Origin of the sequence: Streptomyces sp. MUM 203J (assembly GCF_022414595.1) — a bacterium.
GTDB lineage: Bacteria > Actinomycetota > Actinomycetes > Streptomycetales > Streptomycetaceae > Streptomyces.
In genome coordinates this window covers 29,764-47,625 of the sequence record NZ_JADWYO010000030.1, presented here as the reverse complement: position 1 = coordinate 47,625, position 17,862 = coordinate 29,764, and the positions used below count along the sequence as shown (strand labels likewise).

Below are 17,862 nucleotides of genomic sequence, written 5' to 3'. Positions count from 1 at the left end.
CCGTGTCACCCTCTTCAGGAGCGGCTGCCCGCCTGTTCCGTGACCGTGACGAGTCCCGCGCGGATCGTCGCCAGCCGCGGTGCGCGCCGGGCCAGGGCGGAGTCGTGCGTGACCATGACGAAGGTCAGCCCGTGTTCCGTCCACAGCCCCTCCAGCAGCTCCATGACCTCGTCACGGGTCGACTCGTCCAGGTTCCCGGTCGGCTCGTCGGCCAGCAGCACGGCGGGACGCTTCACCAGCGCGCGGGCGATGGCCACCCGCTGCTGCTGCCCGCCGGACAGCTCGGCCGGCAGGTGTCCGGCGCGTTCCGCGAGGCCCACCGAGGCCAGCGCCTCGGCCGCACGCTCCCGTCGCTCCCCGGCCTTGAGCCCGAGCGGGACGAGCGCGGTCTGGACGTTCTCACGGGCCGTCAGTGTCGGGACCAGGTTGAAGCTCTGGAACACGAAACCGATCCTCTCGGCCCGCACCCGGGTGAGCCGCGCCTCGGGCAGCGCCGCGAGATCGGTGCCGTCCAGGACGACGCTTCCTGTCGTGGGACGGTCGAGCCCGCCCAGCATCTGCAGCAGGGTGGACTTGCCGCCGCCCGTCGGCCCCTGGATGACAAGCCGTCCACCGTCCTCGACGGTCAGGTCGACGCCGTCGAGCGCCTTCACGGTCTCCTTGCCGCGCCGGTAGCACTTGGTGACGCCGCTCAGCTGGTACATGGGGGTGTTTCTCCTGTCGTACGTGGAAGGGGGCGACGCGCGTTCACGTGACGCGCCGCAGCGCGTCCGCGGGCCGCAGCCGGGCGGCACGCCAGCCGCCGAAGCCGCCCGCGACCAGCCCGCCGGCGGCCGCGAGGCCCACGGCGAGGACGATGGCGGTGAGCGAGACCGGCGCGGTCAGGGCCACGTCCACGGCCTGTCCGGCCGTCTGACGCAGTCCGTCTCCGCCGGGACCTCCCGGCCCGCGCCCAGCCGCCGCGCCCCCGCCCAGCCGGGCGGTCAGCGTGGGACCGAAGGCACCGACCGCCCAGGCGCAGGCCACACCCAGGGCGATGCCGAGCGCTCCGCCGACCAGCCCGTTGACCAGTGCCTCGCCGACGACCTGCCGGATGACGCGGCCACTGCGCCAGCCCAGTGCCTTGAGCGTGCCGAACTCCCGTACCCGACGGCTCACCGCGGACGACGTGAGCAGCCCGGCCACCAGGAACGCGGCGGCGAGCACCACCACGGACAGCCACCTGCCGATGCCCGTCGCCAGGTCGGACGCAGTGGTCAGCGACCCGGACACCGTCTCGGCCAGATCCTCGGAGGTCGTCACCGTCGTGCCCGGCACGTTCTTCTGCACCACGGCCTTGACCTCGTCGATCTGCCGGGAGTCGACCGCCCTGACATACACGGTCGTCACCTTGTCCTGGGCGTCTGCGAGTTCCTGCGTCCTGGCCAGCGGAAGATAGACGTCGGCGGCGGCGTCGCCGCCGGTCGCGGTCGCGATCCCGACCACGGTGAACTCCGCACCGGAGATCTCCAGGACCCCTCCGGCCGCCAGCTCGTGCTCCTTCGCGTACGCGCTGTCGACGACGGCGACGTCGGCCGAGGAGTCAGCGGAGGTGAAGCCGCGCCCGGAGGTGATGGCCGAGGTGGTGAGCGGCCCGAGCCCGAGGTGCTCCACGTCGGTGCCGTACACGCTGAACGAGGCGACGTCGAAGGCCGCACCTCCGCCGCGTACCCGCCCCTCGCCTCCCGGCTGCCGCTGCCCGGGCTGCTCCGGTTCGGCCCGGCCGCTGGTGAACTCGCCGCTGACCTTCATCACCCGCACGTTCAGCCCGCCGACGGCCTCGGCCACTCCGTCCTGCCCGGAGACCTGACCGACCGTGGAGAAGGCGAGCGTCTGGAAGCCCTGCACCATGACGACGTCCCGGCTCTGCCGGGTCTCCTCGCCGCCCTCCTCGCTCGCGTCGAACTCGAAGCGGGGCCGCCGGACCGCGGTGTCCCCCTCGCCCGGCGGTCCGGCGGCCCTGGTGACGGTCATGTCGGTGCCCAGCCCGTACAGCGACTGAAGAACCTGGCTCTGGGCCTGTCTCATACCGGCCGTGACCGAGTCGACGACGATGACCAACGCGATGCCCAGCGCCAGTCCGGAGGCCACGACCAGCGCCGCCTTCCGCCGACGGCGCAACTCGCGCCGGAGATAGGTGAAGAACATGCGCCGAAACGTAGGCAGCCAAGGTGAGCACGGGATAAGCCGTCGATGAGAGCGCGATGAGAAGGCTGCCCCGTACCGGACCGCGGCGCCGGGGCCGGCGAAGCGCACGGAAGCGATGTGGCGAGACGAGGCGTCGGTGTGCTCCTGGCGGCAGGGCCTTCCCGCCTCCCGGCGCCTCTCCCGGTGCGGCGGCACCGGATGCGCCGTGCGGTGGTGCCGAGCCGGTACGGCCCCGCGGGACGCCTCGGCCGGACGTGCTGCGCGCCGACCGTGTCCGGCCCGTACGGCGGGCGGGTGGCACACCTTCGAACGGAGCGCCGGCCGGGGCGTCGTTCATGAGGGAGTGGCGGAAGGGGGCGGCGGCGGTGGTCCGGCGCCCGGTACCCTGGTCCGGGCCGCGGTGTCCCCGCCCCGGCCGTCCTGGGAGACCCGGGATCCGGGCCGTCTCCAGGGAGGGTCCGCTCTCCTCCGCGGCCTGTCCGCTCTGGCGGAACCGGGGTCCGTCAGGGTGTGGTCCCCTGGGCCGGGGAGCGTGCGGCAGCGGTCGCCGGGACCGGCGCCGCCCTGTGAGCGAGCGCCCCCGGCAGGACTCGAACCTGCGGCCAAGCGCTTAGAAGGCGCCTGCTCTATCCACTGAGCTACGGGGGCCGGTGGTGGCCTTGTGGCCTCTGGAGCCCGGGGTGGGTGGTCCGTGACCTTGCCGGGGTCAAGGATAGGGCTCCGATCGCCTTGGCCCGGTCGCTTCGCCTGCGTGGCACGATGTGGAGGTTCGGTGAAGCGACCCCGATAATCGCAGGCAGGTGCGATTCCCGCAGCGCTTTTCGCGCCTCACGCGCCGGGTGTTGTGCACTCGTTATGCCTGGGTCCCACTCGTCCCCTCTGTCCCCTGCACCCGGTCGGCGCGCAGGGAGGGGCATACGCTTCAAAAAGATGGTGAAATTGGGCATTCTTCACATGTGGTGACCTTGGACGTACGGCCTCAGCTCCTCGACGCACTCTCCGCCCTGCGCGACAGTGTCGCCGCTGTGCGTCTCCCGCTGTCCCTCCCCGGCGCCCCTGGCGCCCGAAGGGCCAGATCCGAGCTGCTGGCCCAGCTCGACGACTACCTGGTCCCCCGCCTCACCCGCCCCGACGCGCCACTGCTCGCGGTCATCGGCGGCTCCACCGGTGCCGGCAAGTCCACGCTCGTCAACTCCCTCGTCGGACGCCGGGTCAGCGAGGCCGGAGTGCTCAGACCCACCACCCGCACGCCCGTCCTCGTCTGCCACCCCGCCGACCAGGGCTGGTTCGCGGATCCCCGCGTGCTTCCCCAACTCGCCCGCGTCCGCGGCCCCCACCCCGAGGACACCGGCGACCGCGACGAACGGGACACCCTCCCGCCCCCCGCGAACACCCTGCGCGTCGAACTGGCCGACACCCTGCCTCCCGGACTCGCCCTGCTCGACGCCCCCGACATCGACTCCCTCGTCGTCGAGAGCCGCGAACTCGCCGCCCGGCTCATCTGCGCCGCGGACATCTGGGTGATGGTCACCACCGCCTCCCGCTACGCCGACGCCGTCCCCTGGCACCTCCTGCGCACGGCCAAGGAGTACGACGCCACGCTCGTCACCGTCCTCGACCGCGTCCCCCACCAGGTGATCGACGACGTCGCCCGGCAGTACGAGGCCCTCCTCACCCGCTCCGGACTCGGGGACGTCCCCCGGTTCGCCGTTCCCGAACTCCCCGAGTCCGCGGGCGGCGGCACCGGTCTCCTCCCCGACACCGCCGTCGCCGCCCTGCGCGCCTGGCTCGCCCACCGCGCCCAGGACCCCGCCGCCCGCCAGCAGGCCGTCGGCCGCACCGCCAACGGCGTCATCGACTCCCTCCGCGGCCGGATGCCCGAACTCGCCTCCGCCGTCGCCGCCCAGTGCGCCGCCGCCGACCGTCTCACCAGCGCCGTCGAGGCCGCCTACGAGAAGGAGCGCGACCGGGTCCGCGCCGAACTGCGCCGCGGCGCCGTCCTCGCCGGGGACGCCCGCACCCGCTGGCGCGCCCACCCTCACGACTGCACGGCCACCGAACTCCTCGACGCCCTCGTCGAATCCCTCACCGCCCTCCTCCACTGCGCCGTCGCCGCAGCCGACGAACGTCTCCACGAAGCCTGGCGCCGCGAACCCGCCGCCGACGTCCTGCGCCACCGCACCCCCGTCACCCGGGTCGACCGCGAGGCCTCCGAGCGCATCGCCATGGCCGTACGGCGCTGGCGCCGCGTCCTCGAAGAGCTCGCCGACGACGAAGTGCACCGCACCGAACGTCCCGCAGCCCCGCCCGCCTCCGAAACCGTCGCCGCCCTCCTCGCCACCACCCTCCTCGGCGGACGCCGCGCCCGCGGCGCGGGCGAGCAGCTCGCGGAACTCCTCGGCGCCCAGAGCACCCTCCGCCTCCGCGACAAGGGCGCCGAACTGACCACCACGTCCATCGACCGCATCCTGCGCGAGGAACGCGACCGGCGCCTCGCCCCCCTCGACGACCTCGGTGTGACCCCCGAACCGCAGGCCGCGCTCATCGCCGCACTGTCCGTACTGCAGAAGGAGAGGTGACGGCGGGTGAGCGCCGTGGAGCAGAGCTGGGACGACGGGCTCATCGCCCGCCGCGTGGACGGTCACGCCGTCTACGACGACACCTCCCACCCGTACGACCCCCCGGCGGGGAACGCCGACGACACCGCACACGCCCTGGAGACCGTCCCCTACAAAGGCACCCTCCGCACCCGCCTCGACGCCCTGCGCGAACTCATGGGTCTGTCCGCCACCCGCGTCGACACCGAGGTCCTCGCGGAGGCCGGCCGGGTCCTCGACGAGGCCGCCGCCCGGCAGCGCCTGTCCTCCCGGCACACCGTCGTCGCCATCGCGGGCGCCACGGGAAGCGGCAAGTCGACCTTGACCAATGCGCTGGCCGGGGTGCCGATCTCCGAGACCGGCCTCAGAAGGCCCACCACGGGCGCGCCCATCGCCTGCGTCTGGTCCGACGGCGCCGCAGGGCTCCTCGACCGGCTGGCCATCCCCGGCCGCCTGCGCCGCCTACCCCTCGCCGGCGGCACGGGCGACGAGGCCCTCCAGGGACTGGTCCTCGTCGACCTCCCGGACCACGACTCCGCCGTCACCGCCCACCGCCGCCAGGTCGACCGGGTGCTCGCCCTCGTCGACGCCGTCATCTGGGTCGTCGACCCCGAGAAGTACGCCGACGCCGCCCTCCATGAGCGCTACCTGCAACCCCTCGCCGGGCACGCCGAGGTCACCTTCGTCGTCCTCAACCAGATCGACCGCCTCCCCGGCGACGCCGCCCACCAGGTCCTCGACGACCTGCGCCGCCTCCTCGACGACGACGGCATGGCCCTCGGGGAGCACGGCGAACCCGGCGCCACCGTGCTCGCCGTGTCCGCCCTCACCGGCGAAGGCGTCGGGGAACTGCGGGACATGCTCGCCGCGTTCGTCCAGAGCCGCGCCGCCGCCGCCCGCCGCATCGCCGCCGACGTCGACGCCGCCGCCGACCGGCTGCGCACCGCCTACGTCGGCCACGGCAACGTCGGGCTCGGTGAACGCTCCCAGGACGACTTCGCCGCCCGCCTCGCCGTCGCCGTCGGCGCCACCGCCGCCGGAGAGGCCGCGGAACGCGAATGGCGCCGGAACGCCGGCCGCGCCTGCGGCACCCCGTGGCTGCGGCTGTGGCGCTGGTACGAGCGGCTGCGCACCCCGGGCGGCGGCGAGCCCCTGGAACCGCGCCCCGCGGAGGACGAGCCGACCGCCCGCCAGCGGGTCGAGCAGGCCGTGCGGATCGTCGCGGACGAGGCCTCCGACGGCCTGCCCACCCCCTGGGCCCAGGCTGTCCGGGAGGCGGCGGTGCGGGGGGCACGAGGGCTGCCGGAGGCACTGGACGACCTGGCGGTGAGGTTGCGGCGGCCGGAGGGGCAGGACGCGGACGAGGCAGGGGAGGGGCGCGGCACGGGCGCTGAAGGGGACGCGGGCGCGCTGGACGGAGCGGGAACCGTCGGGGAAGCGGGCGGGGACACCGACGAGGGTGCGGCGGGGGAGCGGGACGGGAAGGGGACGGCGGCCGACGGGACCGGGCGGGGCCGGTCGCGGGACGGCGCCGGGCCGGGCCGCTTCACCTCCCGCCGCCGCGCCGGGTCCCGCTCCGGCAGGGTGAGGAACCGGCCGTCCCGCCCTGCCTGGTGGCCTGTCGCCGTGCTGCTCCAGATGGCCATGACGCTGTTGCAGATCGTCGGCGCGCTGTGGCTGGCCGGCCAGATCATCGGCGTCCTGGAACCCGGGCTTCTGGCCCCCGTGCTCGTCATGCTCGCCGGGATCGTCGGCGGCCCGCTCCTCGAATGGGGCTGCGCCGCCGCCGCGCGGGGACCCGCCCGGCGATACGGCCAGGACGTGGAGCGGCGGCTGCGGGAGGCCGCGGCGGCCTGCGGGCGCGCCATGGTGCTCGACCCCGTCGCCGCCGAGCTGATGCGCTACCGCGAGGTGCGCCAGCAGTACGCCAGAGTGTCCGGCACCAGCCGCCTCCGCAGCAGGTGACGCCGGATGACGAACACCACGGACGACCCCGGCAGCCGACCCCGGCAACGCCGGGAGACGACGTCGGCAGACAACGCCCACAGGTAGCTCCGACGGGTGACGGAGTTGTCCACAGCGGGGCGCTCCTCCACAGCTCTCAGCGGGATTCGCCTCCCACCTCCACGATGGGGACACGGACGAACACACCGCGAGCAGGAGGAGCGAGACATCATGAACGACACCCTGGTGACCGTGGTCGGGAACGTGGCGACGAGCGTGGAGTACCGGGAGACCCGCACCGGCGGAGTGGCCCGGTTCCGCTTCGCGGCGACCCCGCGCCGCTGGGACCGGCAGCGCGGCGCCTGGGCCGACGGGCCCACCAACTTCTTCACCGTCAACGCCTGGCGCCAGCTCGGTGCGAACGTCGCCGCCTCCGTCTCCGTCGGTGAACCCCTCGTGGTGCACGGACGGCTGAGAGTGCGGGAGGACGGCGACTGGGAGGGCCGGCGCAAGACGTTCGTCGACATCGACGCCGTCGCCGTCGGCCACGACCTGACCCGGGGCACGGCCGCCTTCCGCCGCCCGGCCAGGTGCACGGACACACAACAGCCGGAGCGCGCACCGGACATGGCGGAGGAGGCGACGGACGCCGCCCCACCGGAACCGGAGAGGGAACTGGTGGCGACCTGAGGAGTGGGGCCCCGTCGGCGAGGCCCGCAAGGGGCGCAGCCGAAACGGGAACTTGGGAGACTGATCTGCCGAAGGGAGCGCCGCACGGGGGTGGTTCAGCGTAACGATTGAGATTCGGAATGATTGACCGCGGGTATCACGGGGGATTCGGCCCGGCCGCCTCTCTAGGATTCCGCGTACTCACGGGGCACTTGAGACGTACGGCGAGTCCCACCCCCCATGTGTCTCACGGCGCGCGTGCCGCGCCCCCGGGGGCCTCGCCCAGAGGGGAAATTCGTGTTTGGTTCTTCGGTAAAGCGGCGCAAGCGGTTGGCCGGCCGTCTTGCCGCCGTGGCCCTGGCGTCCGGCCTGATCGCCGGGGGGTCCATAGCGGGGGCCGCCACGGCCACAGCGGACGAGGGCCCGCAGCAGAGCGGCGCCTCCGCCACCCTCAACGGGCTCACCACCTTCGACCAGGCGGTGCTCGTGGAGGACGGCGAACGCAAGAAGCTGCCCGCCGGGCTGTTCGAGATGGCGGTCGAGGGCGGCGGCACCCTCAAGACGTACTGCATCGACATTCACAAGCCCACCCAGCAGAAGGCCAAGTACCAGGAGACACCCTGGGGGCAGACCTCTCTCGGGGGGAACGAGGACGCAGGCCGGATCCGCTGGATCCTGCAGAACTCCTACCCTCAGGTCGACGACCTGGAGAGCCTGGCCAAGAAGGCCGGCGCGGGCGCCCTGACCAGGGAGACCGCCGCCGCGGGCACGCAGGTCGCCATCTGGCGCTACTCGGACGACGTCGAGGTCGAGGCCCTCGACCCGGCGGCAGAGAAGCTCGCGGACTGGCTGGAGAAGAACGCGAAGGGCCTTGAGGAGCCCAAGGCCTCACTGAGTCTCGACCCTGCCGCGGTCTCCGGGCCGGCGGGCACCAGGATCGGGCCGGTCACCGTCCGCACCAATGCCGAGCGGGCCTCCGTGAACCTGCCGTCCGAGGTCGCCGTCACCGGGGTCAAGGTCACCGACAAGGCGGGCAAGCCCCTCACCGAGGCCGGCGACGGCAGCGAGCTGTACGTCGACGTCCCGGCCGACACACGGGACGGCTCCGCCACCTTCGCCGTGCAGGCCACCACCTCCGTCTCCGTCGGCCGCGCCTTCGCCAGCCTCAGCAGGAGCCAGACCCAGATCCTGGCCGGCTCCAGCGAGTCCACGGTCTCCGCCACCGCGACCGCCTCCTGGGGCACCCCGGCGCTGTCCGCGAAGAAGAACTGTGCCGAGGGCGGCGTCGACATCACCGCCACCAACAAGAGCGACGAGCCCTTCGCCTTCGAGCTGATGGGCCTCAAGTTCTCCGTCCCCGCCGGAGAGTCCAAGACAGTGACCGTCCCGGTCGCGGAGGACCAGCCGTACGAGTTCACCATCCCGCTCCCCAACGGCGAGAAGAAGACGTTCAAGGGCGTCCTGGACTGCAGGACCACGAGCAGCACGACGCCGGACACCGGCGGGGAGCAGCCCGATGAGGGCCCGAGCCCCCAGTCCGGCGGCACCTCGTCCGGCACGGGCCCGGAAGGTGCCACGGCCGCCGGAGGAGCCACGGCCGCCGGAGGCTCCACCGGAGGCGGCACGGCCACCGGAGGCGCCACCGGCCCCACCGGCGACCTCGCCGAGACCGGTGCCTCCGGCGCCACGCCCATGATCGCGGGCGTGGCCGCGGTGTTCCTGCTGGTCGGCGGGGGAGCGGTGTTCTTCCTCCGCAGGAAGAAGGACGCGTAGGGGCAAGCCCGGGGGGCTCAGCCCCCCGGGCCCGCCGAGGTACTCGTTTTCGCCCTGGGGTGGCGGTACGGCAAGATGGGGTGTATCTGCCCTGATGCGGCGGAGACGCGGATCGAACCCTACTGACTGCCGGACGGTTTCTCTTGGCTGAGTACATCTACACGATGCGCAAAACGCGCAAGGCGCACGGCGACAAGGTCATCCTCGATGACGTGACGCTGAGCTTCCTGCCCGGTGCGAAGATCGGTGTGGTCGGCCCGAACGGCGCCGGTAAGTCCACCGTGCTGAAGATCATGGCAGGCCTGGAGCAGCCCTCCAACGGTGACGCGTTCCTGTCGCCCGGCTACTCCGTCGGCATCCTCCTCCAGGAGCCCCCGCTCAACGACGAGAAGACCGTCCTGGAGAACGTCCAGGAGGGCGTCGCCGAGATCAAGGGCAAGCTCGACCGGTTCAACGCCATCGCGGAGGAGATGGCGACGAACTACACCGACGAGCTGATGGAGGAGATGGGCAAGCTCCAGGAGGAGCTGGACCACGCCAACGCCTGGGACCTCGACGCCCAGCTGGAGCAGGCCATGGACGCCCTGGGCTGCCCCCCCGGCGACTGGCAGGTCACCAACCTCTCCGGCGGTGAGAAGCGCCGCGTCGCGCTCTGCAAGCTGCTGCTGGAGGCCCCCGACCTGCTGCTGCTCGACGAGCCCACCAACCACCTGGACGCCGAGTCCGTGCAGTGGCTGGAGCAGCACCTCGCCAAGTACGCCGGCACCGTCGTCGCGATCACCCACGACCGGTACTTCCTCGACAACGTCGCCCAGTGGATCCTGGAGCTGGACCGGGGCCGCGCCTACCCGTACGAGGGCAACTACTCCACCTACCTGGAGACCAAGCAGACCCGTCTCAAGGTCGAGGGCCAGAAGGACGCCAAGCGCGCCAAGCGGCTCAAGGAAGAGCTGGAGTGGGTCCGCTCCAACGCCAAGGGCCGCCAGGCCAAGTCGAAGGCCCGCCTCGCCCGCTACGAGGAGATGGCCGCAGAGGCGGAGAAGGCCAGGAAGCTGGACTTCGAGGAGATCCAGATCCCGCCGGGCCCGCGCCTGGGCAACGTCGTCGTCGAGGTGGAGAACCTCAGCAAGGCGTTCGGTGAGAAGGTCCTCATCGACGATCTGTCCTTCACCCTCCCGCGCAACGGCATCGTCGGCGTCATCGGCCCGAACGGCGCCGGCAAGACGACCCTGTTCAAGATGATCCAGGGCCTTGAGGAGCCGGACTCCGGCGACATCAAGGTCGGCGATACCGTAAAGATCAGCTACGTCGACCAGAGCCGCGAGAACATCGACCCGAAGCGCACGCTCTGGGCCGTGGTCTCCGACGAGCTGGACTACATCAACGTCGGCCAGGTCGAGATGCCGTCCCGCGCCTACGTCTCCGCGTTCGGCTTCAAGGGACCGGACCAGCAGAAGCCCGCCGGTGTCCTCTCCGGCGGTGAGCGCAACCGCCTCAACCTGGCGCTCACCCTCAAGCAGGGCGGCAACCTGCTGCTCCTCGACGAGCCGACCAACGACCTCGACGTCGAGACCCTGTCCTCGCTGGAGAACGCGCTGCTGGAGTTCCCCGGCTGCGCCGTGGTCGTCTCCCACGACCGCTGGTTCCTCGACCGGGTCGCCACGCACATCCTGGCGTACGAGGGCGACTCGAAGTGGTTCTGGTTCGAGGGCAACTTCGAGGCGTACGAGAAGAACAAGGTCGAGCGACTCGGCCCGGACGCGGCCCGGCCGCACCGCGCCACGTACAAGAAGCTCACCCGAGGCTGAGGCGGGGAGCTTCACATGGCCCGGCACATATACCGCTGCCCGCTCCGCTGGTCGGACATGGACGCCTTCGGGCACGTCAACAACGTGGTCTTCCTCCGCTACCTGGAGGAGGCCCGGATCGACTTCATGTTCCGGCTGGCTCCGGGCGACGGTTCGCCGTCGTTCTCCGGCGGGTCCGTCGTCGCCCGCCACGAGATCGACTATCTCCGGCCGCTGGTCCACCGGCACGAGCCGGTGACCGTCGAGTCCTGGGTCACCAAGATCGGCGCGGCGTCGCTGACGATCGCGTACGAGATCAAGGACCCGGAGCAGGTCTACGTACGGGCGTCGACGGTCGTCGTCCCGTTCGACCTGGAGGCGCAGCGCCCGCGCCGGATCAGCGACGAGGAGCGGGAGTTCCTCCAGGAGTACGTGGACGACGGGATGTCCTCGGAGGGTGCCGCCGCATGACGGCGCCCACCGCCACGCTCCACCTCGCCGGCGCCGGGGAGGCGGCGGGCCTCGCCGCCTTCCTGACCCGGCTGCTGCGGTACGACAGGGCCGCCGCGGTCCGCCTCCGGGCGGGCGGCGGCGTCCTCGCCGTGTTCGGCCGCCCGCCGTCCTTCGAGGTCCTCGCCGTCCGTACGGCCGCGCTGCGGGACGCGGAGGTGTCGTTGGACGTCACCGTGTCCGCCGGTGAGCTGCTCGACGCGATCGAGGAGCCGGAGGGCCGGGTGGGTGTGCCCGCCGCCGTCACCGGCCCGCCGTGGAGCGGGGTCCTGCCGCCGCGCGGCGGCTGGCGCGAGCTCCCCGGGACGCCCGGGGCGGACGCGCTGCGCCGGGCGGTCGCGGCGGCGGTGGCGGAGTTCCGAGCGCGGGACGAGGCGCTGCCGCCGGAGGGCCGGACTCGCGAGGCCCGCGACCGGATCGGCCGCGAGATCTGGTCCCGCACGCTCGGGGACACCGGCCTGCCCCTGAGGGCCGCACACGCGGCGCAGTCGCTGGGCTTCCTGCCCCCGGGCGGCGCCCTGCCGCACGAGGTGCCCGTGGCACTGCTGGCGACGGGGCCGTGGCTGCGGCTGAGGACGCCGTTCGGCTCGGTGGTGGTCCGGACCGGAGCGGGGCTGGGCGAACTGGGCGTGGCCCCCCTACGGCACGGCTGACGGCCTGCGGCGGACCGGCGCGAGCCCGCAGCCGCCCCCGCCGGGCAGCGGCCTCAGTCCGCGGTGTTCACCATCGACGCGGCGGCGTACGTGAGGTAGCCCCACAGCTGCCGCTCCAGCTCGTCCGGCAGCTCCAGCTCGTCCACGGCCGTGCGCATGTGCCGCAGCCAGGCGTCGTGCGCCGCCCTGTCGACCGTGAACGGCGCGTGCCGCATCCGCAGGCGCGGGTGCCCGCGGTGGTCGCTGTAGGTGCGGGGGCCGCCCCAGTACTGCATCAGGAACAGCACCAGCCGCTCCTCGGCCGGGCCCAGGTCCTCCTCCGGGTACATCGGGCGCAGCAGCGGGTCCTCCGCGACACCCTGGTAGAAGCGGTGGACCAGGCGCCGGAAGGTCTCCTCGCCGCCCACCTGCTCGTAGAACGTCTGCTCCTGGAGTGTGTCGCGCGGGATCTCAGTCACCCGTCCATCGTCTCAGACCGCCCGGGGGAGGACCGGAGCCCTAGGACTCCGCGGGGGATACCGGCTGCTCCGGGTGCCAGAGTGGAGGTATGGGAGCCGAACGGCAGGACCCGCGCGATCCGCAGGCAGAGGCCGCCGTCGCGGCGCGGAGCCGGATGGTGGCCGTGCTCGACGCCGCCGGGGCGCTGCCCGACCCGGCCTGGCGGGCGGCGTTCGCACAGGTGCCGCGGCACCTGTGCGTGCCGTACTACTACGTGGGCGCGCTCGGCGGCTACGAGCGGCTGTGGTGCGAGGACCCCGACCCGCTGCGCCGTGAGACCTGGCTGCTGGGCGCGTACGAGGACAAGCCGCTGGGACTGCGGGTACGGGACGGCGACATGGTCTCCACGGCGAGCCAGCCGTCGTTGATGGCGGCGATGCTGCACGCCCTGGAGGCACGGGACGGCGACACCGCGCTGGAGATCGGCGCCGGGTCCGGCTACAACGCGGCGCTGCTGTGCCACAGGCTGGGCGACGACCGGGTCACCACGGTCGACCTGGACCCCGGCATCACGGAAGCGGCCCGGGCCCACCTCGCGCGCTGCGGCCACCACCCGGCCGTCGTGACCGGCGACGGGGCGCGCGGCTGCCCCGGCCGGGCGCCCTTCGACCTGGTCATCGCGACCTGCGGGCTGCCGTCGGTTCCCGCCGCGTGGATCGCCCAGTGCAGGCCGGGCGCCCGGATCGTGGCGCCCCTGTCCACCGGGGTGCTGCGGCTGCGGGTGCGGGACGCGGGGTACGCGGAGGGCCGGTTCCTGCACACCGCGGCGTACTTCGTCCCGCTGCGGGGGGCGGTGCCGCCCGCCCCGGAGGTGCGGACGGCGGGCCTGCCCCGCGGGGCGCTCGACAGCGACCTGTTCCGTTTCCTGCTGGTCCTGACGGCGGGCAGCCTCGACCCGTACGAGGCCTACGCGCTGTGGCAGCGGGAGGGCCGCCCGGAGCGCGAACGCTACGGGGTGACGGTGACGGGCGGGGCCCAGTGGGCGTGGCTGGACGATCCCGGGGGCCCGTACGCCTGGGCGCTGGGCACGACGCCGACGGGGGCATAGGGGGGAGGTGCCCTTCCCCGTGCCCCCGTCTCGGCAGGTACCGGAGGGGGCGCAACCCGCACCCCCGGGGCCCGCGCCCGCGCCTAGCCGCGCCGGACCGTGATGGTCGTCCAGGCGCCCACGTGCACCCGGTCGCCCTCCTGAAGCGGCACCGGCACGTACGGCTGGATCGGGTCCTCACCGCCGTTGACCGTGGTGCCGTTCGTGGAGTTCTGGTCCACGACCGCCCACGCCCCGTCCGGCTGCTGGACCAGGAGCGCGTGCTGGTGCGACACCCCCGGGTCCTCCGGCGCGACGGACAGGTCGATGTCGGGTGCCTCGCCGGTGGACTGGCGGCGGCGTCCGATGCTCACCTGGCCACCGGTCAGCGGAACCCGCCGGTCCGGCGAGTAGGCGGGCAGGCTGAGCCCGGCCGCCTCGGGGCCGCTGCGGCGCATCATCGCCGTGAAGTACTCCCGGTCCGGCGCCACCGAGACCGACCAGCCGACGGGCGCGGCCTGCTGGCCGTGCGAGGGCGGCGGCAACAGCCAGTCGTCGGCACCCTCACCGGCCGGCTGGTTCACCTGCGGAGGCCGCGAGTCCTGGTAGGGGCCGGGCTGTGCCGGGGGCGGCGACTGGAACCCCGGCGGCAGATCCACCCCGGACGGGGCTCCCTGCGCGCCGTACGCCCCGGTCCCGCCGTGGCCGTCGGCCCGGCCGGGCCCGCCCGGCGGACCGTAGCCCCCGGGCCCGCCGGGTGAGCCCGGTCCGCCGGTCCCGTCGAAGGCGCCGGGGCCCCCCGGTCCGCCGTGGCCGTCGGGGCGCCCGGAGCCGCCCGGTCCTCCGTGTGCGCCGAAGTCGTTCGGGCCCCCGGGGCGGTGGGATATGCCCGGTCCCCCGGGTCCACCCGGTGCCCCGGGTCCGTCGAAGCCGCCGGAGTTCCCCGGACGGCCGGGTGCACCCGGTCCGCCGTGCGTGCCGAAGTCCCCGGGGCGGCCGGGTCCGCTGGGCGTGCCGTGGGTGCCGAAGTCGCCGGGTCCGCTGGGATACCCGGGGCCACCCGGGCCCCCGGACCCGCCGTGGCCGTCAGGTCGCCCGGGTCCAGCCGGTCCGCCGAAGTCCCCGGGCCCGCCCGGCACGCCGAAGCCACCCGGACCTCCGGGTCCGCCCGGTCCGCCGTGGGTACCCGGACCTCCGGGTCCGCCCGGTCCGCCGTGGGTACCCGGCCCGCCGGGGCCCGGGCCCGGTGTGAAGCTCCAGCGGCACTCCGCGCAGAACTGCGCCAGCGGTTCCCGTGGCGTGCGGCACTGGGGGCAGAGCTCCGCCTGCTGGGTGGCGTTCGGGTCGCCGGCCATCGGGGCGGGAGGCGGGGGCGGGTAGCCGTATCCCGGGGCGGGCGGCGGCGGGGGCGGCGGCGGTGCCGCGCCCGCCCCGGCCATGCGGTGGCCGCACACCTCGCACCAGTCGCCGGACGGCGACTGGTGTCCGTTCGGGCACGTCGGCATGTCGGCCTATCCCCCTCTCCTCACCGGCCACCGGCGGCCGGCACATCCTTCGTCACGACGGCGAGCAGTGTGCGCGGGACGCCTTCCGGGCGTCGTCTCGTCCGCGTTCTCCACCTTCGCCTTCAGTCGCACAGTACCTGTCGCCATGTCGACGATGTCGACCACCTTCGAAAGCGGCTTCGCTGAATGTCCGACTCCTGTGCGTCCAGGTGCCGTTCCAGGCCCCGTCCCCGGTCGGTCCGGTCCCCGGCCCCGCCGCCGGCCTCAGGCGGAACGTGCCCCTCGCGTCGCCACCGCGAACGGCAGCACCGCCACGGTCACGTTGTCGTGCCCGCCTCCGTCCAGGGCGTGGCCGACGAGGACGCGCGCGCAGTGCAGGGGGCGTTCGGCCGCGTCCGGCGGAACGATTCGGGCCATGTCCCCTGCCGACTCCGCGTAGTTCCACAGTCCGTCCGTGCACACCACGACCACACCCGGCCGGTCCGGCTGGAACGTGGCCGTGTGCGGCTCCAGTTCGTACGCGTCGGCGCCGAGCCAGCCGGTGATGGCGTGGGCGCGCGGATCCGCGTACGCCTGGGCCTCGTTCATCAGGCCCGCCGCGACCATCTGCGCGGCCCACGAGTCGTCCTCGGTGAGCCGGGCCGGCCGGGCGGCCCGGTCGTCGGGTACCCAGTACGCCCGGCTGTCCCCGACCCAGCCCACGACGAGCAGTCCGCGCGCGGCGACCGAGGCGACGAGCGTGCAGGCGGGAGCGTTGCGGTGCCGCCGCGGGTCGTGGTCGGACGCGGCGGCACCGCCCTCGCCCTCCTCCCGCCCCGCGAGCGCGGCGACGGCCTCCCCGGCGGTGAGGATCGCGTCGTGCATGGCCCGCCGCGGATCCGCGCCCTGCGCCAGGGCGGCCGTGAGGGAGGCACGGGCGGTCTCGGAGGCGGCGGCGGACGCCTCGTCGGGGCGCGACGCGGACGACACGCCGTCGCAGACGACCGCGACGGTGGCGGGCTCGCCGCCGGGGAGGGGTGTCGCCGCCACTGCGAAGGCGTCCTCGTTGCGGTGATGGCGCAGCCCCCGGTCGCTGACGGCCGCGACGGGGCCCAGCTCCTGTTCCATGTGGTCGCGCGGACGCGGCTGGGCGTGCCCGCAGTGCTCGCAGTGGCCGTCGCGGTTCACGCGCCCCACCCGGCAGGCCACGCAGACGCCGGGGCGCGGGGCGTGCGGCTCGCGGTCGGGCCGCCCACCCGGGGGGTCGTGACGTTCGGGGCGGTCGCGTTCAGCGCTCATACCTGACACGGTAGGCCCACCCGCCCCAGCCGACGCCGACGGCGCGGAAACTGGGAGACTCCGCCCCCGGACCCCGCAGCCGCACCCGAGCCGTACTCGTCCTCAAGCGCCGGGCGGGCCTGGGCTCTCCGCGCCCGACAGCGCCTCCAGCGCCGCCTGCCGGTAGCGCTGTACGGCGGCTTCCGCCGCCCTGAGGTCGCATGGCGCGCTCCACAGCATGCGGCGGGCCACGTCGTACCGCTCGGTCAGCAGGGTGTCCTCGGCCAGGCCCTGCCGGGACAGCCGTGCCCGGTACGCGTCGAGGCGCCCCCGCAGCTCGGCGCGGACCGCCAGGGGAGCCGTGACGGCGGTCAGCGACTCGCGGGCCCGCAGCAGCTCGTCCTCCGCCTCCTGTTCCAGCGCCTCCAGCAGCGGAGACAGCCGGTGCCACTGGGCGTGCCGCCGGTACTCCGCCGCCGTCGCGAGACGTTCCTGCAGCGCCGTCGGCGGACCGCTCACCACCGGCACCTCGGACGCCGCGATCTTCGCCAGTACCTCCCCTCGCGCGGTCCGCGCCTCCGCCAGGGTGCGGTCCGCCCGGGACAGCAGGTCCCGCAGCCTCAGCAGCCGCGACTCGGAGTCCTGCCGTACCTGGAGCACCGCCTCGATCTCGCGCCGTACGTCCTCCAGTGCCCGCGCCGCCGCGTCGTACCGCTCCGTGTCCGGACGGCCGCCCCCCGGCGCCGAACTGCCCTGCGCGGGACGCCAGTACGCCAGCGGGTCGGTCAGCACTTCCGACCGAAGGGCGGTCAGCTCCGCGGTGATCTCCTCCAGGTCGTCGCCTGCCGGGTGCTCCCCGGGCCGCACGCCGGCGGAACGTGCCAGCGCCCGCGTGCGGTGCAGCTCGGCGGCGAGCAGGTCTATCCGCGCGGGCAGCGCCGACCACACGGCCTCGGCCGTCACCACCACGTCCAGGGACCGCGCGTACAGCTCGTTCACCCGGGCCACCAGCCCTTCCAGGGTGAACGTCTCGGCGGCGTCGTCCCCGTCCCGGGGCACCGCGACGCTCTCGCCGCACAGCAGCTCCGTCAGCTCGGTCAGCTCCGCCCGCCCCGGCCAGCGGCGCCGCGCCCGCACCTCCCGGGCCTCCCGCAGCGCGGCCGTGTACGCGTCGAAGTACGCCCACAGCCGGGCCACCGTCAGCTCGGTGGCGGCCCAGCGCTCCCGGGTCGCACCGGTCAGCTCCGCCCTCTCCAGCAGTCTGCGGCCCGCGTGGTCCTGGAGCGCGAGCAGCGAGTCCTCGACCGCCTGGTGCTCCGCGCCGAGCCGTGCCAGGGCACGGTCCGCCTCGTCCCGGTCCATCACCGGCCCGGGGAGTCCCGCGACGCCCATCGATCACCCCTCGCTCGTCACAGCGGCCGGAAGGCCGGCAGGTCCGAAGACCGGACCCGCGGT

At 74.0% G+C, this 17,862-nt stretch carries 13 protein-coding genes, 1 tRNA gene and 2 pseudogenes; 8 read left to right on the top strand and 8 right to left on the bottom strand.

The genetic code is table 11. The annotated features are described in order from the left end of the window. Positions 1–14: 14 nt before the first annotated feature. From I3F58_RS17005 to I3F58_RS16995, 3 genes are all read right to left on the bottom strand, one after another. Positions 15–704: an ABC transporter ATP-binding protein gene (locus tag I3F58_RS17005; protein WP_240109463.1), complete on the bottom strand. Its 690-nt coding sequence runs from the start codon at positions 702–704 to the stop codon at positions 15–17. A 43-nt stretch (positions 705–747) separates the two neighbouring features. Beyond that, a complete protein-coding gene (locus I3F58_RS17000) occupies positions 748–2,187 on the bottom strand; it encodes an ABC transporter permease (protein ID WP_240109462.1) in 1,440 nt (479 codons plus the stop codon). A 575-nt stretch (positions 2,188–2,762) separates the two neighbouring features. Next, positions 2,763–2,835 (bottom strand) — tRNA-Arg (locus I3F58_RS16995). A gap of 308 nt (positions 2,836–3,143) precedes the next feature. Here I3F58_RS16995 and I3F58_RS16990 point away from each other — a divergent pair. The 7 genes from I3F58_RS16990 to I3F58_RS16960 all read left to right on the top strand — a co-directional run bounded on the left by I3F58_RS16990 (position 3,144) and on the right by I3F58_RS16960 (position 12,120). Further along, positions 3,144–4,766 (top strand): dynamin family protein, encoded by a 1,623-nt coding sequence (locus tag I3F58_RS16990; RefSeq protein WP_240109461.1) that lies wholly within the window; start codon positions 3,144–3,146, stop codon positions 4,764–4,766. A 15-nt stretch (positions 4,767–4,781) separates the two neighbouring features. Beyond that, positions 4,782–6,749, top strand: a complete 1,968-nt coding sequence (locus tag I3F58_RS16985) for a GTP-binding protein (RefSeq protein WP_374207989.1) — start codon at positions 4,782–4,784, stop codon at positions 6,747–6,749. A 210-nt stretch (positions 6,750–6,959) separates the two neighbouring features. Continuing rightward, positions 6,960–7,418 (top strand): single-stranded DNA-binding protein, encoded by a 459-nt coding sequence (locus I3F58_RS16980; RefSeq protein ID WP_240109459.1) that lies wholly within the window; start codon positions 6,960–6,962, stop codon positions 7,416–7,418. Positions 7,419–7,748: 330 nt separating this feature from the next. After that, entirely contained in the window at positions 7,749–9,170 is a 1,422-nt protein-coding gene (locus I3F58_RS16975) for a thioester domain-containing protein (RefSeq protein WP_308355032.1), read from the top strand. Between the two features lie 143 nt (positions 9,171–9,313). Then, positions 9,314–10,978 carry an energy-dependent translational throttle protein EttA gene (ettA, locus tag I3F58_RS16970; protein WP_240109457.1) on the top strand — a complete coding sequence of 555 codons (1,665 nt, stop codon included), beginning with the start codon at positions 9,314–9,316 and terminating at the stop codon, positions 10,976–10,978. 15 nt (positions 10,979–10,993) lie between these two features. Continuing rightward, the gene (locus tag I3F58_RS16965; protein WP_240109456.1) at positions 10,994–11,428 is read left to right on the top strand and encodes a thioesterase family protein; all 435 of its coding nucleotides are present in this window, start codon (positions 10,994–10,996) and stop codon (positions 11,426–11,428) included. Next, positions 11,425–12,120 carry a hypothetical protein gene (locus I3F58_RS16960; RefSeq protein ID WP_240109455.1) on the top strand — a complete coding sequence of 232 codons (696 nt, stop codon included), beginning with the start codon at positions 11,425–11,427 and terminating at the stop codon, positions 12,118–12,120. The genes I3F58_RS16965 and I3F58_RS16960 overlap by 4 nt, the downstream gene beginning before the upstream one ends. Before the next feature lie 53 nt (positions 12,121–12,173). Here I3F58_RS16960 and I3F58_RS16955 read toward each other — a convergent pair whose 3' ends face one another. Further along, positions 12,174–12,578: a globin gene (locus I3F58_RS16955; RefSeq protein WP_240109454.1), complete on the bottom strand. Its 405-nt coding sequence runs from the start codon at positions 12,576–12,578 to the stop codon at positions 12,174–12,176. A gap of 89 nt (positions 12,579–12,667) precedes the next feature. Here I3F58_RS16955 and I3F58_RS16950 point away from each other — a divergent pair, with 89 nt between their 5' ends. After that, positions 12,668–13,666: a methyltransferase domain-containing protein gene (locus I3F58_RS16950; protein WP_240109453.1), complete on the top strand. Its 999-nt coding sequence runs from the start codon at positions 12,668–12,670 to the stop codon at positions 13,664–13,666. An 83-nt stretch (positions 13,667–13,749) separates the two neighbouring features. Here I3F58_RS16950 and I3F58_RS16945 read toward each other — a convergent pair whose 3' ends face one another. The 4 genes and pseudogenes from I3F58_RS16945 to I3F58_RS16930 form a co-directional block, all read right to left on the bottom strand. Beyond that, on the bottom strand, positions 13,750–15,150 hold the full coding sequence (locus I3F58_RS16945) for an FHA domain-containing protein (RefSeq protein WP_240109452.1): 1,401 nt from the start codon (positions 15,148–15,150) through the stop codon (positions 13,750–13,752). Positions 15,151–15,156: 6 nt separating this feature from the next. Continuing rightward, positions 15,157–15,351, bottom strand: a pseudogene (locus I3F58_RS16940) (hypothetical protein); the annotation flags it as partial. Positions 15,352–15,414: 63 nt separating this feature from the next. After that, positions 15,415–16,630: pseudogene (locus I3F58_RS16935) on the bottom strand (PP2C family serine/threonine-protein phosphatase). Then, the gene (locus I3F58_RS16930) at positions 16,531–17,799 is read right to left on the bottom strand and encodes a hypothetical protein (protein WP_240109451.1); all 1,269 of its coding nucleotides are present in this window, start codon (positions 17,797–17,799) and stop codon (positions 16,531–16,533) included. Before I3F58_RS16930 ends, I3F58_RS16935 begins: the two are co-directional and overlap by 100 nt. Positions 17,800–17,862 lie beyond the last annotated feature (63 nt).

What these genes read in the sequence shown, in the direction of transcription:
- I3F58_RS17005 (WP_240109463.1), bottom strand. Translation starts at nt 704, where the DNA reads ATGTACCAGCTGAGCGGCGTCACCAAGTGCTACCGGCGCGGCAAGGAG.
- I3F58_RS17000 (WP_240109462.1), bottom strand. Translation starts at nt 2,187, where the DNA reads ATGTTCTTCACCTATCTCCGGCGCGAGTTGCGCCGTCGGCGGAAGGCG.
- I3F58_RS16980 (WP_240109459.1), top strand. Translation starts at nt 6,960, where the DNA reads ATGAACGACACCCTGGTGACCGTGGTCGGGAACGTGGCGACGAGCGTG.
- I3F58_RS16965 (WP_240109456.1), top strand. Translation starts at nt 10,994, where the DNA reads ATGGCCCGGCACATATACCGCTGCCCGCTCCGCTGGTCGGACATGGAC.
- I3F58_RS16960 (WP_240109455.1), top strand. Translation starts at nt 11,425, where the DNA reads ATGACGGCGCCCACCGCCACGCTCCACCTCGCCGGCGCCGGGGAGGCG.
- I3F58_RS16950 (WP_240109453.1), top strand. Translation starts at nt 12,668, where the DNA reads ATGGGAGCCGAACGGCAGGACCCGCGCGATCCGCAGGCAGAGGCCGCC.
- I3F58_RS16945 (WP_240109452.1), bottom strand. Translation starts at nt 15,150, where the DNA reads ATGCCGACGTGCCCGAACGGACACCAGTCGCCGTCCGGCGACTGGTGC.
- I3F58_RS16930 (WP_240109451.1), bottom strand. Translation starts at nt 17,799, where the DNA reads ATGGGCGTCGCGGGACTCCCCGGGCCGGTGATGGACCGGGACGAGGCG.